Annotated in this window: 15 protein-coding genes; 2 read left to right on the top strand and 13 right to left on the bottom strand. The window is 70.3% G+C overall.

What is annotated here, in order from left to right; genetic code table 11:
- Positions 1-79 precede the first annotated feature (79 nt).
- The 3 genes from C472_RS09695 to C472_RS09685 form a co-directional block, all read right to left on the bottom strand.
- Positions 80-1,033: an alpha/beta fold hydrolase gene (locus tag C472_RS09695; protein ID WP_006629648.1), complete on the bottom strand. Its 954-nt coding sequence runs from the start codon at positions 1,031-1,033 to the stop codon at positions 80-82.
- A gap of 84 nt (positions 1,034-1,117) precedes the next feature.
- Entirely contained in the window at positions 1,118-2,314 is a 1,197-nt protein-coding gene (gene meaB / locus C472_RS09690) for a methylmalonyl Co-A mutase-associated GTPase MeaB (protein ID WP_006629647.1), read from the bottom strand.
- Positions 2,315-2,734: a cobalamin B12-binding domain-containing protein gene (locus tag C472_RS09685; protein ID WP_006629646.1), complete on the bottom strand. Its 420-nt coding sequence runs from the start codon at positions 2,732-2,734 to the stop codon at positions 2,315-2,317.
- A gap of 140 nt (positions 2,735-2,874) precedes the next feature.
- On the opposite strand from C472_RS09685, the gene C472_RS09680 reads away from it, so the two are divergent.
- Complete coding sequence (locus C472_RS09680; protein ID WP_049906505.1) at positions 2,875-3,894, top strand: VOC family protein; 1,020 nt, start codon at positions 2,875-2,877, stop codon at positions 3,892-3,894.
- 45 nt (positions 3,895-3,939) lie between these two features.
- Here the strand turns inward: C472_RS09680 and C472_RS09675 are convergent, their stop codons facing one another.
- The 7 genes from C472_RS09675 to C472_RS09645 form a co-directional block, all read right to left on the bottom strand.
- Positions 3,940-4,992, bottom strand: coding sequence for a sodium:calcium antiporter (locus C472_RS09675; RefSeq protein WP_006629644.1), 1,053 nt, complete (start codon positions 4,990-4,992; stop codon positions 3,940-3,942).
- A gap of 40 nt (positions 4,993-5,032) precedes the next feature.
- Entirely contained in the window at positions 5,033-5,509 is a 477-nt protein-coding gene (locus C472_RS09670; protein WP_006629643.1) for an arsenate-mycothiol transferase ArsC, read from the bottom strand.
- A 74-nt stretch (positions 5,510-5,583) separates the two neighbouring features.
- Positions 5,584-6,300, bottom strand: a complete 717-nt coding sequence (locus C472_RS09665; RefSeq protein WP_006629642.1) for a phosphate signaling complex PhoU family protein — start codon at positions 6,298-6,300, stop codon at positions 5,584-5,586.
- Positions 6,301-7,137 (bottom strand): phosphate ABC transporter ATP-binding protein PstB, encoded by an 837-nt coding sequence (gene pstB / locus C472_RS09660; RefSeq protein ID WP_006629641.1) that lies wholly within the window; start codon positions 7,135-7,137, stop codon positions 6,301-6,303.
- A gap of 2 nt (positions 7,138-7,139) precedes the next feature.
- Positions 7,140-8,906, bottom strand: coding sequence for a phosphate ABC transporter permease PstA (pstA, locus tag C472_RS09655; RefSeq protein WP_006629640.1), 1,767 nt, complete (start codon positions 8,904-8,906; stop codon positions 7,140-7,142).
- Positions 8,906-9,880, bottom strand: coding sequence for a phosphate ABC transporter permease subunit PstC (gene pstC, locus C472_RS09650; RefSeq protein WP_006629639.1), 975 nt, complete (start codon positions 9,878-9,880; stop codon positions 8,906-8,908). The genes pstA and pstC overlap by 1 nt, the downstream gene beginning before the upstream one ends.
- Before the next feature lie 56 nt (positions 9,881-9,936).
- Positions 9,937-10,959 carry a PstS family phosphate ABC transporter substrate-binding protein gene (locus C472_RS09645; RefSeq protein ID WP_006629638.1) on the bottom strand — a complete coding sequence of 341 codons (1,023 nt, stop codon included), beginning with the start codon at positions 10,957-10,959 and terminating at the stop codon, positions 9,937-9,939.
- A 219-nt stretch (positions 10,960-11,178) separates the two neighbouring features.
- Here C472_RS09645 and C472_RS09640 point away from each other — a divergent pair, with 219 nt between their 5' ends.
- A complete protein-coding gene (locus C472_RS09640; protein WP_006629637.1) occupies positions 11,179-11,475 on the top strand; it encodes a DUF7853 family protein in 297 nt (98 codons plus the stop codon).
- Positions 11,476-11,517: 42 nt separating this feature from the next.
- On the opposite strand, the gene C472_RS09635 is transcribed toward C472_RS09640, so the two are convergent.
- From C472_RS09635 to C472_RS09625, 3 genes are all read right to left on the bottom strand, one after another.
- Positions 11,518-13,668, bottom strand: a complete 2,151-nt coding sequence (locus C472_RS09635) for a (Fe-S)-binding protein (RefSeq protein ID WP_006629636.1) — start codon at positions 13,666-13,668, stop codon at positions 11,518-11,520.
- A gap of 104 nt (positions 13,669-13,772) precedes the next feature.
- Entirely contained in the window at positions 13,773-14,486 is a 714-nt protein-coding gene (locus C472_RS09630; protein ID WP_006629635.1) for an energy-coupling factor transporter transmembrane component T family protein, read from the bottom strand.
- Positions 14,483-15,265 (bottom strand): energy-coupling factor ABC transporter ATP-binding protein, encoded by a 783-nt coding sequence (locus C472_RS09625; RefSeq protein ID WP_006629634.1) that lies wholly within the window; start codon positions 15,263-15,265, stop codon positions 14,483-14,485. The genes C472_RS09630 and C472_RS09625 overlap by 4 nt, the downstream gene beginning before the upstream one ends.
- Position 15,266 lies beyond the last annotated feature (1 nt).

Below are 15,266 nucleotides of genomic sequence, written 5' to 3'. Positions count from 1 at the left end.
GTGTCCGCCCGATCCTCAGCGATGAGAACCGGACGGGTCGGGGGCTGAAAGAGCGGAGACGGCGATCCGACCGACGGCCCTACGCCGCCGCGCCCGCCGCGAGCGCCTCCTCGACCGTCTCGACGAAGCGCTCGGGGTGTTCGACGTGCGGGAGCAGGCGCGCCCGGTCGAAGACGACGAGGCGAGCGTCGGCGGCGTCGGCGAGTTCGCGCCCGTCGGTAAGCGGGCTCACGGTCGCCTCGCGACCCCAGACGATGGTCGGCGGGACGTCCAACCCGGCGAGCGCGGCGGCGAGGTCGATCTCGCTGTTCAGGCTCCCCGAGACGAACGAGGCGGGCGCGAACCGCGCGTTCTCGACGTGAGTCGTGCGCCACTCGTAGTCGGTCCACTCAGCGCTCGGGTTCGCGGGGTCGTCGTAGCCGTGGTCGGCGTTGAAGTAGCGGATCGACGGCTTCGACGTGATGCCGTTGAACAGCGCCCGCCCGACGAGCGGGGCGCGGAGCAGCTCGCGCAGCCACCCCTTCGCCGGGCTCGGCCCCGCGGTCGCGGTCGGACAGACCGCGAGGAACCCGCGCAGGTCGACGCCCCCCTCCGCGTCGCCGTCGTCCACGGCCGCGACCGCGTACGCCGCCGACAGCGAGGAGGCGACGACGGCCGGCTCGTCGAAGTCGGCGAGGAAGTCGTGGACGAAGTCCTCGTACAGCGCCGCCGAGTACCGCAGCGGCGGCCGGTCGGAGCGGCCGTACCCCGGGAAGTCGGGCGCGACGACGTGGTAGTCGGCGGCGAGGTCGTCGAACACCGCACGCCACTCGCCGGAGGAGCCGGCGGCGTTGATCCCGTGGAGTAAGACGAGGTCCGGGTCGTCCGGGTCGCCCGCCTCGGTGTACGCGACGTCCATCCCGCGCCAGCGGAAGGTCCGGTCGTCGCCGTCGAGCGGGGGTTCCAGTTCGCCCTCGTACCGGAGGCCGGTGTTGAGCGCGGCGAGCGCGCCGACGCCGAGGACGGCGCTGCCGAGGAGGTTCCTGAGCTTCATGGAAAACTGTTGGTTCGCTGGCGACTTATACCCGTGGGACGCGGCCGGAGTCGGCGGGCGCGCGCAGCGCCGCGGCGACCCGGATCACTCGTCGCGCGCTCGGTCGCCCGTCTCCTCGACGCAGTCCGCGATCGGGCCCACGATCGCCTCGGCGACCGCGTACGGGTCCGTCTCCCGGTCGCGCACGCGCTCGGCGAGGCGGTCGATCCCGCCGCGGCGCTCGATCTCGTCGGTCGCGAGCGCCCCCACGTCCGCGCGCACGAGGGTGCGAATCTCCTCGGCGTACCGCCGCCGCTCGGTCGCCGCGATCTCGCCGGACTCCCGCAGGTACGCCGCGTGCGCGTCGAACGTCTCGATCAGCGCCGCGACGCCCTCGCCGGTGTTCGCGACGGTCTCTAACACCTCCGGCGTCCACGACTCGTCGTCGTCCGCGTCGTCCGCGTCCGCGACCCCTGCGGCGTCTCCCGTCTCGCCGCTCTCGGAACCGCCCGCGTGACCGGCGTCGCGGTGGCCCGACCCGGAGCCGTCCGCGCCGGTCGAGGCCATCGACGCCGCGCCGTGGTGGCCGGCGTCGCGGCCGGTCGTCCCGCCCTCGCGGCGGTGGACCATCTCCTCCAGTTCGGCGACGGTCCGCTGTGCGCCGTCCATGTCGGCTTTGTTGACGACGAACACGTCGCCGATCTCCAGGATGCCGGCCTTCAGCGTCTGGACGTCGTCGCCGGAGCCGGGCTGGACCAGCACCGCGACCGTGTCGGCCGTACGGACCACGTCGACCTCGTTCTGTCCGGCCCCGACGGTCTCTAAGATCACTACGTCCTTGCCAAAGGCGTCGAGCGCCTTCACGGCGTCCGCGGTCGCGGTCGAGAGGCCGCCGAGCTGGCCGCGGGCGCTCATCGACCGGAAGAACACGTCCATGTCGCCGACGTTCGACCCCATCCGGATCCGGTCGCCGAGGACGGCCCCGCCGGTGTACGGCGAGGAGGGGTCGACCGCGATCACGCCGACGGTGTCGCCGCGGTCGCGGTAGTCGGCGGCGAGCTTGTCGACCAGCGTCGACTTCCCGGCCCCGGGCGAGCCGGTGATCCCGACGACGTCCGCGCCGCCGGTGTGCTCGTGGAGCGCGGAGACGATCGCGCGGTACCCGGGCGTGCGGTTCTCGATCTTCGTGATCACGCGGGCGAGGGCGCGGTGGCTCCCGTCGAGTAGCTCGTCGACGAGGGCGGCGTCGGCCGCCGAGAGCGTCGGCGCGTCCCCGAGCGCGGGTGCGTCCGACCCGTCCATCTACGCGCGCTCCGGGACGTTGTTCCGGATGAACTCGATCGTCTCCTCCATCGGCGTCCCGGGTCCGAACACCTCTGCGACGCCCAGTTCCTTCAGGTCGGCCTCGTCCTCGTCCGGGATGATCCCGCCGACCAGGACGAGCGTGTCGTCGAACGCGTCGTACTCCTTGAGCCCCTCGATGACCTTCGGGACGAGCGTGTTGTGCGCGCCCGAGAGGATCGAGATGCCGAGCACGTCGACGTCCTCTTGCACCGCCGCCTGAACGATGTCGTCCGGCGCGCGGTGGAGCCCGGAGTAGACAACCTCGAAGCCGGCGTCGCGGAACGCCCGCGCTATCACGTGTGCGCCCCGATCGTGGCCGTCAAGGCCGACCTTCGCGACCAGACACCGGACGGCCCGTTCCTGCTGTTCGGCGCTCATGCCACACTCTGGGTCGCGTGTCCGCTTGATTCTAACGGACGATGGGGAAGGTTCGGGCGGGAGTGCCGCGGTCGCCGGACCCCTCCGCGGCCGACGCCGCGACCGACGCGTTGAACGCGCGGGCGACCGTAGTCGGCCCGATGACCGACAGCGCCGACCGCGACGACGCCGGCACCGCCGCGAGCGACGGGGACGACCGACTCCCAGCGGGGACGCGCGTCGGCCGCGCCGCGCTCCGGGTCGCGGATCTCGACGAGACGACCGCGTTCTACCGGGACGTGGTCGGCCTCGCGGTCCTCGACCGCACCGCCGAGCGCGCGACGCTCGGGGTCGACGGAACGCCGCTACTCGTCCTGAAACGCGACGCCGACGGCCCGGCGCGGAGCCGGACCGACGCCGGTCTCTTCCACGCCGCGTTCCGGGTCCCGTCCCGGGCGGCGCTCGGTGAGGCGCTGGGCCGCGTCCGGGAGCGGTGGCGGCTCGACGGTGCCTCGGACCACCTCGTGAGCGAGGCGCTGTACCTCGACGACCCCGAGGGCAACGGCGTGGAGATCTACCGCGACCGGCCACGAGAGGAGTGGCCGGTCGACGAAAACGGCGGGGTACGCATGGCGACCGAACCGCTCGACGTCGAGGGAGTCGTCGCGGCCGCGACGGGCGAAACGGAGGCTGAGGGGACGGCTTCCGCGGACCCCGTCGACCGCGCGCCGGCCGGCACCGACGTGGGCCACGTCCACCTCGAAGTCACCTCGCTGTCGGCGTTCGAGGCGGTCTACGTCGACGGACTCGGCTTCGAGGTCGGAACGTCCGGCCCGGACGTTCGGTTCGTCGCGGCCGGCGGCTACCACCACCACCTCGGCGCGAACACATGGCGAGGACGGACGACCCCGGCGGGCGGACGCGGCCTCGCGTGGTTCGAGGTGGTCGTGCCCGACGAGACCGCGCTGGACGCGGTGCGGGCACGACTCGACGCGGTCGCGGCGGGAGCCGGGAGCGGAGGGGGAGTCGGGAGCGGGGGCGGAGTCGGGAGCGAGGGCGGAGTCGGGAGCGGGGGCGGAGTCGGGAGCGGGGGCGGAGTCGGGATCACCGTCGACGAGCGCGACGACGGGATCGCCGTCACCGACGCCGACGGGATCGAGGTCCGCGTCCGGACGGAGTGAGCGACCGCCGCGGAGCGGTCGCCGTCGGAGCGGCTGACGCGCCCGTCAGCCGACGATCGTCCGGAGCGTCGACTCGGTCAGCAGCGAGGTGACGCCCAGCGCCTCGGCCGTCATCCAGCCGATGAAGGCGAGGTACATCGCGAGGAAGACGTACCCCTCCTCGGTGGTGATCTCGAAGTCCGTCGCGGCCATCACCACCACGACGAGGGTAGTGTAAAACAGGAATAAGAGGAGCGGCACGGACGTGAGGAAGCCGATCGAGACGCCGCCGGCGAGGATGACGCCGATCGGGAGCGCGGCGACGAGGTTGAACGTGTTCGTCCCGAAGACGTTCGCGACCGCCGCCCGCTTGTCGCCGGCCTCGCCCATCTTCACGCCGACGAGCAGGTCGGGGAAGGAACTCATCGCCGACAGCACCGTCACGGAGACGAGGAACGACGGCGCACCGAGCGCCTCGGAGATCTGTACCGTCATCGTGACCATCGACTCGACGCCGACGAGCACGACGACCAGTCCGGCCGCGAACAGCCCGACCTGTTTCGGGAGGTTCGTCGATTCGGTCCGTTTCAGGTCCGACGCGCCGCTCTTGCCGCCGGCGAGGAGGATGACGTACACGCCGTACAACACCAGCAGGCCGACCCCCATCTGGGGGGTTATCCGCGCGATCTCCCGCCCGTCGGTCCCGAGGACGCCGATCGCGATCACGCCGAAGAGGGCGAGGACGGCGACCATGTAGAAGATGGCGTCGCGGTAGACGATCCCCTGCGTCGTCGTCGTGTCGCCGCTCGTGATGGAGACGGCGGCCGGGATGACCAAGATATTGAACACCGCCGTCCCGATGAGCGCGCCGGCACCGACGCCGAAGTCACCGAGGACGAGTACCGAGATGAGGATGATCGCGAGTTCGGGAAACGACGTCGCGGCCGCGACGATGAGCCCGCCTTGGATGGCCTGCGAGACGCCGAAGTGGTCGCTGATCTTCGAGGTCGTCGACTCGATGACGTTCGCTCCCTTCCAGGTCAGCAGGAACCCGATCGCGCCCAACACGATCCACACGACGAGCGACTGGTCCCCGATCAGTTCCTGTAGTACCGTCACGTTTCGTTGCTGCGTCCGGAGGCGATTATCGCTTCCGGAGTCAGGCGTCGGTTCGAGCGCCGAACCGCTCGTCGAAGACCGCGATCACGCGGCGCTCGATCTCGTCGCGGATCTCGCGGACGTCCTCGATGGGCCGTTCGCCGGGGTCGTCGAGGTCCCAGTCGTCGGTGTCGACGGTCTCCAGATCGAGCGTCGAACACCCCATCGTCGCGACGAAGTCCGACCCGGCGAGCGCCGCGTCGGAGATCGACTGCGGTTCGCGGCCGTTCACGTCGAGGCCGACCTCCGCGAGCGCCTCGACGACGACCTCGTGGATGCTGTCGGCGGGCGCGGTCCCGCCGGTCCGGATCTCGAGGCGGTCCCCGAGCCCGCGGCGGTCGCGCTCGCGCTCCGCGAACGCCGTCGCCATCTGGCTGCGGCCGGCGTTTCGGACGCACATGAACGTGAGCACGGTCGTTTCGTCGGTGTCCGTCTCGTCGGTGGGCGTCTCGTCGTCCGCGGTGTCTGTGGTTGTCATGTCGTGTGGGTGTCGCGTCGCGGTCGCGGGTCGCGTCCGCCGCCGGATACCGCGCCGCCCGCGCTGCCGCCGTCTCAGTAGATCAGCTCGTCGTCGTTCTCGACCATGTACAGGGTCCGCGCCGCGATGTTGACCGCGTGGTCGGCGATCCGTTCGAGGTCGCGCACGGCGAGCAGCGCCTGCGACACCTCGTCGAGCGAGGCTTCGAGCGCCTCGTCGTCGGTCGCGCCGCCGTCCGCGTCGCCGTCGGCGTCGCGCGCCTCGGTCCGGGCGCGGTCCGCCTCCAACAGCTCGCGGACGACTGCCTCGCTCGCGCGGCGGCAGCGCTCGTCGAAGTCGTCGTCGCGGGCGGCGATGTCGCGGCAGGCGTCCGGGTCGCGCGCCGCGTAGGCGGCGACCGCGTCCGCAACCATCTCGCGGGCCGCCTCGCCGAGCCGGCGCACGTCCACCGCCGGGTGGACGCCGCCGTCGGGACCGCCGTAGTCCGCGAGGTTCGTCGCGAGGTCGGCGACCCGTTCGAGGTCGGTGATGATCTTGAAGGAGGCGGCGACGAGCCGCAGGTCGCCCGCCACGGGCTGCTGGAGCGCCAGCAGCTCCGTACACTCGTCTTCCAAGGCGAGGTACGTCTCGTTGACCTCGTGGTCGCCCTCGATCACCGAGCGGGCGAGGTCGTCGTCGCCCGACACCGCCGCCTCGACCGCGTCGTCGAGGCGGTCGCAGACGGTCTCTCCCATCTCGACCACGCCCTCTCGGAGGTCGTCGAGCCGATCCCGGTAGTTCTCTCTGGGCATCTATCCGAACTTCCCCGTGATGTAGTCCTCGACGCGCTGCTGTTCGGGGTCCTCGAAGATCTTCGCGGTGTCGTCGTACTCGACCAGTTCGCCGCCGGTGAGGAAGACGGCCGTCCGGTCGGAGATGCGCGCCGCCTGCTGCATGTTGTGCGTGACGATGATGACGGTGTACTCCTCGGCCAGATCGTCGATCAGGTCCTCGATCTTCGAGGCCGCGACGGGGTCCAACGCCGAAGTGGGCTCGTCCATCAAGATTACTTCCGGGTCGGGCGCGATGGCGCGAGCGATACAGAGCCGCTGTTGCTGCCCGCCCGACAGCTCCAGCCCCGAGGAGTGAAGCTGGTCTTTCACCTCGTCCCACAGGGCGGCTCCCTTCAGCGACTCCTCGACGCGGGCGTCGACGTCGCCGTCGAACCCCTGTATCTTCAGGCCGTACGCGACGTTGTCGCGGATCGACTTCGGGAACGGATTCGGCTTCTGGAACACCATCCCGATCTTCCGGCGGAGGGCGACCGGGTCGACGTCGGCGTCGTACACGTTCTTCCCGCCGAACTCCACGTCGCCCTCGACGCGGCAGATGTCGATCATGTCGTTCATCCGGTTGATCGTGCGGAGGAACGTCGACTTGCCGCAGCCGGAGGGCCCGATGAGCGCCGTCACGCGCTTTTCGGGGATCTCCATCGTCACGTCGTTTATCGCCTGCTCGTCGCCGTAGTAGACGTTCAGGTCCCGGGCGGCGACCGCGGTGCCGGCCTCGTTGACGGGCGCGCGGTCGTCGTTCGAGTCCGCCTGTACCTCCGTCGTGATCAGCGAGTCGTCCGATGTCGTGTTACTCATTGTTAGCTCCCGCGCTCCGCGCGGTTCCGCAGTAGGATGGCCGTCCCGTTCATACCGACGAGGATGATCAGCAGCGTGATAACGCCTGCGGCGACGACGCCGTACCGGAAGTCGGCCTGTGGGAACCCGGCCCATGTGTAGATCTGCATCGGCATGGCGCTGAACCGACTGAAGAGGCTGCTCGGCGGGTTGAAGACGGTCGTCGCCGCGCCGATCATAATGAGCGGTGCGGTCTCGCCGATCGCCCGACCGAGCGCGAGGATCGTTCCGGTGAGGATCCCCGGCATCGCCTCGGGCAGGACGACGTTCTTCGTCGTCTGCCAGCGCGTCGCCCCCATCGCGTCCGACCCCCGACGGAGGTCGTCCGGCACCGACCGGATCGCCTCCTGCGCGGAGATGATCGTGATCGGCAGGATGAGAAGCGAGAGCGTCAGCGCGGCGGTCACCGCCGTCCCGATGCCGAGTCCGAGGAGGTTCGCGAACAGCCCCAGCCCGAGGAGTCCGTACACCACCGACGGGACCGCCGCGAGGTTCGCGATGTTGACCTGAAGAATCCGCGTCAGCGTGCCGATCGGTCCGGTCCCCGGCGTGTACTCTTCGAGGAAGACCGACGTGCCGACCCCGAGGAGGAACGACAGCACCGCGACGAGCGCGATGATTATCACCGAGCCGACGATGGCCGGATACAGGCCGGCATTCGCGGGCGTCCGCGACGGTGCCTCCGTGACGAATCCGGCGTCGAGCCACGGGTCCGGCGCGGGGACGCCCCACGCCTCGACGACCAAGGCTCCGACGACGACGCCGCCGGCGATGAGGAACGGGAGCGCGAGGCCGACGACGCCCTCGCCCACGTCGACGACGCGGGAGACGTACACCGCCGTCGGCACGCCGGTCGTGACGAGGACGAGGAGGACGGTCGGTGCCGGCAGTCCCGCGCCGGTCGCCCAGAAGCCGCCGGCGGTCGCGACCGCGAGCGGGAGCCCGGCGGCGACCGCCGCGACGGTTCGACCGCGTCGGTCGGCGACGACGAGCCCCCCGGCGACCGCGATCGGGACGGCGATCGTCCAGAGGTAGATGAGGAGGTCAGACGGGTACGTGGGGATCACGTCGCGGAGGACCACCGCGGCGACCAGCCCGAGGAACCCGACCGGAAGCGCGGCGGTTCGCGCCCGCGACGCCTCGCGGACCCGGCCGTACGCGTACAGCCCGACTGCGGGGAGGACGCCGAGCGTGTACGCGAGGAACCACACGAGCGAGTCGAACACTAAAAAGAGGGTGCCGACCGCGAGGCCGAGCGCAGCGCCGCCGACGAGCCGCCCGAGGAGACCGAAGCCGACGGCCCCCGGCCGACCGTTGCTGCCAACGTACGTGAGGTACGCGGCGACCGGCGCGGCGACGACGAAGAGGTACGCGAGCTGCCAGTTGAGCCGCGGGATCGGCACGAGAAGGGACTCTATCGCGGTGAACACGACGGCGACGGCGACGAGCCCGCCGCCGAGCGCGCCGAGCGCTCGGCGCGTGACCGCTGGGTCGTCCGCGCTGTACAGGCAGAACGCGAGGAAGGGGACGACGAGCGTGACGAAGTAGGTGAGCAGCCACTCGGGGCTGGCGTTCGACAGGTCGAAGGCGTCGATCGCGACGTACACGAGGAGGACGCCGAGCGCGACGAGTCCGAACACGCTCGCGCCGAGCGAGAGGTACTCGAAGGCGATCCCGCGGACCCGACTCACCTCGCCGAACCCGTCCGCGTTCGCGTTGTCGGTCGCCATCAGTACTCCTCCCGGTAGCGTTCCGCGATGATGTCGCTTATCACGTTCATTACGAGGGTCACTACGAACAGCGCGAGACCGAGCGCGAACATGGAGTTGTAGGGGAGCGTGCCGCCGGTGAGGTCGCCGCCGGTGATCTGGACCATCGCGACGGTGATCGTCATGCCGGATTCCAAGAGGACGTCGGCGGGGTTAATGAACGGGATGCCGAACGCGGCCTCCCGGACCGCCGGCATCCGCGCCTGTGCGCCCATCGCGACGACGACGATCATCGTCTCGCCGATGGCGCGGGAGACGGCGAGGATGTACGACGAGGCGATCCCGGAGATGGACGCCGGGACGACGATGCCGGTCGAGACCTCGAACTTGGTCGCGCCGAGCCCGTAGCCGGCCTGTCGGAGTTCGTCGGGGACGGCGCTCATGGCGTCCTCGGAGATCGACGACACCATCGGGATGGTCATGATGCCGACCATGATCGAGGCCGACAGGGCGTTGAACGTGCTCATCTCGGGGAACAGGGTCGCCTTCAGCGCCGGCGTGATGTACACCAGCGCGAAGTACCCGTACACCACGGTGGGCACGCCGGCGAGGATCTCAAGTAGGGGTTTCAGTATCGACCGGGCGTTCGGCGTCGCGTACTCGCTGAGGTAGATGGCGGTCAGCGTTCCGATCGGAAGAGAGATGAACGCCGCCGTGACCGTCACCGTGATCGTCCCGATCAACAGCGGGACGATACCGAACGCCTGCCCGCCGCCGGCCGGATTCGGACTCCAGTTGGTGCCGGTGAGGAACTCGGGAATCGGCGTGGCCCGGAAGAACACCACCGCGTCCGACAGGAGCGTGACGAAGATCGCGGCCGTCGTGAGCAGGGTGATCGCCGCGCACGCCGCGAACAGCCCGCCGTAGGTTCCCTCCTTCAGTCGTGTGAGTCCGCTCTGGCGGCTCAGATCGGGACTCTCTGTGCTGTCAGTCACGAACGGTGGGGTATCGCACGCAGTCGTAAATCAATACACCGGTTCATCGCGCCGGCTCAGCCCTGCGCCTGCTCGATCGCGTCTTCGAGGATACTCATCTGCTCTTCCTGCGTCTCCTCGGTGGCGGGCACGTAGCCGACATCGCCGGCGACGAGGTCCTCGTCGGTCGTCTGCTCGACGAAGTACCGGGCGAACTCCGCGATGTGTTCCTCGCCGAGCGACTCGATCGACGGGTACGTGAAAAGCGGCCGGGAGAGCGGCGTGTACTCGCCCGACGAGGCCGTTTCGAGGCTCGGCTCGACCGGGCCGTCGCCGTCGTCGATGCCCAGCGCCTTCAGCTGGTCGGGGTTCTGGAAGTAGTACGCGAAGCCGAAGTACCCGATGGCGTACTCGCTGCCGGAGACGCCCTGCGCGATGGTGTTGTCCTGTTCGGTCGCCTGATAGTCGCTCGTGTGGCCGCGTTCGCCGAGGGTGGACTCGATGAAGTAGTCGTACGTGCCCGAGGTGTCGGCCGCGCCGAACCGCTCGATCTCCTCGTTCGGGAACTCGTCGCGGACCTCGTCCCACGTCTGGGCGGGGTCGGACTCCCAGATCTGCGCGAGCTCCTCGGTCGTGAGCGAGTCGATCCAGTCGGCGTCGGGGTTGACGACGACGGTGAGCGCGTCGGTCGCGGCGACGAGTTCGACGTACTCGACGCCGTTCTCGGCGCAGAGCTCCTCCTCTTCCGGCTGGATCGGCCGGCTCGCGTTGTTGAAGTCCGTGTCCCCAGTACAGAAGAAGTTCGAGAAGCCGCCGCCGGACCCGGTCGAGCTGATGTCGGGGTCGACGCCTGGATGCTGGGCGGCGAAGTCCTCCATGACCGCGCTCATCAGCGGGAACACCGTGCTCGATCCCGCGATGTTGATCGGGCCTGAGAGTTCGCCGTCGGAGCCGTCCCCGCCGTCGGAGCCGTCACCGCCGTCGGAGCCGTCCGAACTCTGGGTACAGCCCGCGAGGCCGAGCGCCCCCGCGCCGGCGAGCGCCGCGAGCGATTTCCGCCGGGTGATTCCCGTAGCGTCCGCGTCGTGGCTAGAAGCCATCACCCGACAGTGGGCGAGTTCCGGTTAAGTAGTATGCTATGAGGAGTACTGGGGCGCGGGTACGACACGGTACGGCTACGTTTGGCTCCGTACGCTATATAGAACTACATAGATTACCGACCGTGGCCGGCGAGGCGAGTACGTCAGCGTCCCACCGCGTCGAACTCGGCACGAACCGGGACGTGGTTTTAAGTCCCCGTACCGGGAGACACCGGACGAATGGTCCCTCCCACGACCGACGGGCCGCCCGCGCCGACGACCTCCCGAGAGGAGGCGTGGGTGGCGCACGCGGCGCTGCTCGACGCCGCGCGGAACGCGACCGAGGACGCCGAGCCGTACCGCGGGCCGCTCGAATCGATCGAGCGCGGCGAACCGCTCGACCGCGAGGGCGTCGCCGTGCTCCGCGACGCGCTCGTGGACTACCTCGGCGACGCGCCGGTCCGCGACCGGGCCCCCGGACGGGCGCTGTTGCGGCGCGTCGACGACGCGGCGGACGCGCAGTCGCGGCGGGCCTGACGCCCGAACGGCGTCGACGCCGCGGCGCGGAAACGGTCCCCGCTACGCCTCGACCGCCTCGATCAGCAGTTCCGCCACGTCGACGATCTCCACGTCGTCCTCGAAGTCCCCCGTCTTGCGACCGTCCTCGAACATCGTCGTACACATCGGGCAGGCGACGACGAACTTCTCTATCGCAGCGCCGGCGTCGGTGTCCTCGACCGCCTCGCGGAGGCGCTCCTCGCTCGGCTTGACGGCCTCGTCGTGTTCGGTCCAGAGCCCGCCGCCGCCCCCGCCACAGCAGAACGAGTCGTCGCGCGAGCGCGGCATCTCGTGGAGCTCCGCCCCCGTCGCGCGGATCAGCTCGCGGGGGGCCTCGTACTCGTCGTTGTACCGCCCGAGGTGACAGGGGTCGTGGTAGGTGACGGTGTAGTCCAGCTCGTCGCCCGACAGATCGAGTCGGCCGTCGTCGACGAGCTCTTCGACGACCTGCGTCCAGTGGAACACGTCGACCTCGCCGTCCGGGTTCCACGGGTCCTCGCGGTCGAACGGCATCATCGGGTCGTCCGCGAACTCCGCGAAGTCGACCTCGGGGTACTCGTTTTTGATCGTGTTATAGGAGTGCGGGTCGGTACAGACGATGTTCTCGAACTCGCAGTCCGCGAACGTCTCGACGTGGTGCCCGGCGAGTTCGAGGTAGAGGAACTCCTCGCCGATCCGGCGGATGTCGTTCCCGTCGGTCTTCTCGTCGTCGAATAGGATTCCGAAGGACACGTCGGCCTCGTCGAAGAGGCGGGCGAGCGCGCGGGCGACCTTCTTGTTTCGGTCGTCGAAGCTCGGGTAGTCGCCGACGTACCAGAGGTACTCGACCGACTCCTCGCGGGCGTCGGGCACGTCGACGGAGTCGTCCAGCTCGTCCGCCCAGTCGCCGCGCGCCGACTGCGACTCGCCGAAGGTGTTCCCCTTCTGCATCACGTCTTGGAACACGTCCTGGAGGTTCGAGTCGACCGCCCCCTCGTCGACGAGCTGGCGGTTCATCTTCGTGAACGAGGTGAGGTGTTCGATGTCGACCGGACAGGCGTCCATACACGCCATACAGGACATACACGACTCCATCGACTCGCTGGCGATGACGCCGCCCTCGTCGGCGACGATGGGGACTGTTCCCCCATCAGTAGCCATCCGGTCTCCGCTCCCCGCCACCGGGTCGTCGCTGACGGACTCGCGGTACGACTTCAGGTCGAGGATGACGTCCCGCGGGTCGAGGTTCCGGCCGACCGTGTCGGCGGGACAGGCGTCGGTACACCGCCCGCACTTCGTACACGCGTCGCCGTCGAGCAGCTCCTTCCACGTGAAGTCGTCCAGCGACTCGGCGTTGGTGTGATCGAGATCCGCGGGGACGTTCGGGAGCCGCGCGCCCGCCTTCTCGTCGCGGACGACGACGTTGGCGAACGAGGAGATCATGTGGAACGGCTTCGCGTACGGGATCCACGCGACGAACGCGAACGCCAGCAGCGAGTGGCTCCACCAGATGACGCCGTAGGCGGCCTCCGCGCCCGCCGCCGTGAGCCCCGCCGTCTGCAGGCCGGTCGCGAGCGCCATCCCGACGAAGCTCACCGTCTCTGTCGCCCGCTGGGGCTGGCCGACCATGCTCACGCCCTCGACGAGGAAGCCGCCGACGCCGAGCAGGAACAGGGTCCAGAGGAACGCGTCGTCCTCCAGCGAGGTGTGTTTCCCCCAGAGCCGCCCCTCGCGGCTCCGGTAGCGGCGGTAGCCGGCCATGCCGACGCCGACGACGAACAGCAGGCCGAACGCGTCGACGGCGAACTGGTAGGCGAGATAGAAGTCGCCGACCCAGAACGACTCGCCCGCGAGCGGGCGGTAGAGGTCGATGTCGATCCCGAGGATGGTCGTCGCGACGAGTAAGACGAGGAACCCCCAGAGGACGAACGTGTGCATCACGCCCGCGTACAGGTCCCCGTCGAACTGGTTCTCGTTCGAGAGGACCGTCTTCGTCGCGGCGACGACCCGACCGGGCAGGTTCGACAGCCGGTCTCTCGGGTCCGCGCTCCCGCGGGCGTACGCGGCGAACCGCGCGTAGACGCCGTACAGGAACACGGCGACCGCGACAGCGGCGAGCCAGTAGAACGCGGCCTTCCCGACCGGACCGACCGTCCAGAAGGTCTCGCGGGTGGCCGCCTGTAGGGGAGTCATGATCGATCACCGGGATACGGAGCGGTTAAAACTTGCCACAACGCGGAGTTCGTCGCTCGGCGTTCACGCGGTTTCGGGAGCGTGCGCCGGCGACGGTGGTCGACTCACGCGACCCGCAGGACCGCGGCCGCGAGCATCGCGGCCGCGAGCGCGAGCGCCGGGAGGTCGACGCGGCGGAACGCCAGCCGCGGGAGCGTCGGGTTCCACGCGAAACACCGGGCGACGAGCGCCGTCCCGAGGCGGTCGGCCCGCCCGAACGCCCGATTTATTCCCGCGACCGCGACGATCCGCATCCGCTCGCGGACCGGTCGCTCGCCGCCGCCCCGAGCCCGCATCGCCTCGCGCGCGGACAGCAGGTCCCGTTTCAGCAGGGGCAGGAACCGGAACACGAGGGCGACGCCGACCCCGAGGAACTGCCCCGGCTTGCCCGGGACCGTCCGCTGGACCGCCGCGCGCGACTCCCGGACCGGCGTCGACCGGACGTACGCGGCCGCGACGACGAGGATCAACAGCACGCGGTAGCTCGCCAGCCCGGTCGCGGCCGCGTCGTCGACGTCGAACCAGGGGTCGCCGACGGTCGCGCCCGCGACGAGGGGCGCGACGAGCAGGAAGGGAAGCGCGAACCGGTACGCCCACAGGTCCCGCGGCCCGCCCCCGGCGAGCGCGAGGCAGCCGGCCGCCACGAGCGTGAGGACGGCGAGTCCGCGAGGGGTGGTGTACGCGTACGCGACGACCGCGAAGGCGACCTGAACGAGGAGCTTCGACCGGGGGTCGAGCCGGTGCGCGAGCGCGCCGTCGGGAACGTACGAGAGGGTCACGCCGGATCTGTTCCCGTCGACGACGAGTCGCCCTCCGCCTCGAAGGCGGCCGGCACCCGCACGTCGAGCCCGGGGAGGTCGGCGACCGCGCGCTCGGGGGGCGCGTCGACGGCGACCCGCCCGTCCGCGAGGCCGACGACGCGGTCCGCGAGCGCGAGCACGTCGCGCAGGTCGTGGGTGACGACGACGACCCCGACGCCGTCGGCGCGGAGGTCGCGGAGCCGAGCCACGACGGACCGGCGCGCGGGCTCGTCGAGTCCGGTGAACGGCTCGTCGAGCACGAGGTGGTCCGGCTCCATCGCCAGCGCGCCCGCGATCGCGACGCGCTCGCGCTCGCCGCCCGACAGCGACGCGATCCGGTCGTCCCCGCGGCCTCGCATGTTCACGGCGTCGAGCGCGGCATCGACGCGGCGGTCGATCTCGGCGCGGTCGAGTCCGAGGTTCTCCGGCCCGAACCCGACGTCGCCGCCGACGGTCGCGGAGACGATCTGATCCCGGGGGTCCTGAAACACCATGCCGACCGCGGTTCGGGCGGCGAGGGCGTCGTCCGCGACCGGCGTCCCGTTGACCGCGACCGCGCCGGCGTCGGGGTCGACGAGCCCGTTGAACGTCCGCACGAGCGTCGTCTTGCCGGAGCCGTTCGCGCCCGCGATCGCGACGAACTCGCCGTCGGGAAGCGACAGCGAGACGTCGTCGACGGCGACGACGCCGGCGTCGGGGTCGCCCTCCGCACTCGGGCCGCCGCCGTACCGCACGGTGAGGCCGTCGGCGTCGATCACG

It is taken from the genome of Halorubrum tebenquichense DSM 14210 (genome assembly GCF_000337415.1).
Lineage (GTDB): Archaea > Halobacteriota > Halobacteria > Halobacteriales > Haloferacaceae > Halorubrum > Halorubrum tebenquichense.
This window is presented reverse-complemented; position numbering and strand designations above follow the sequence as displayed.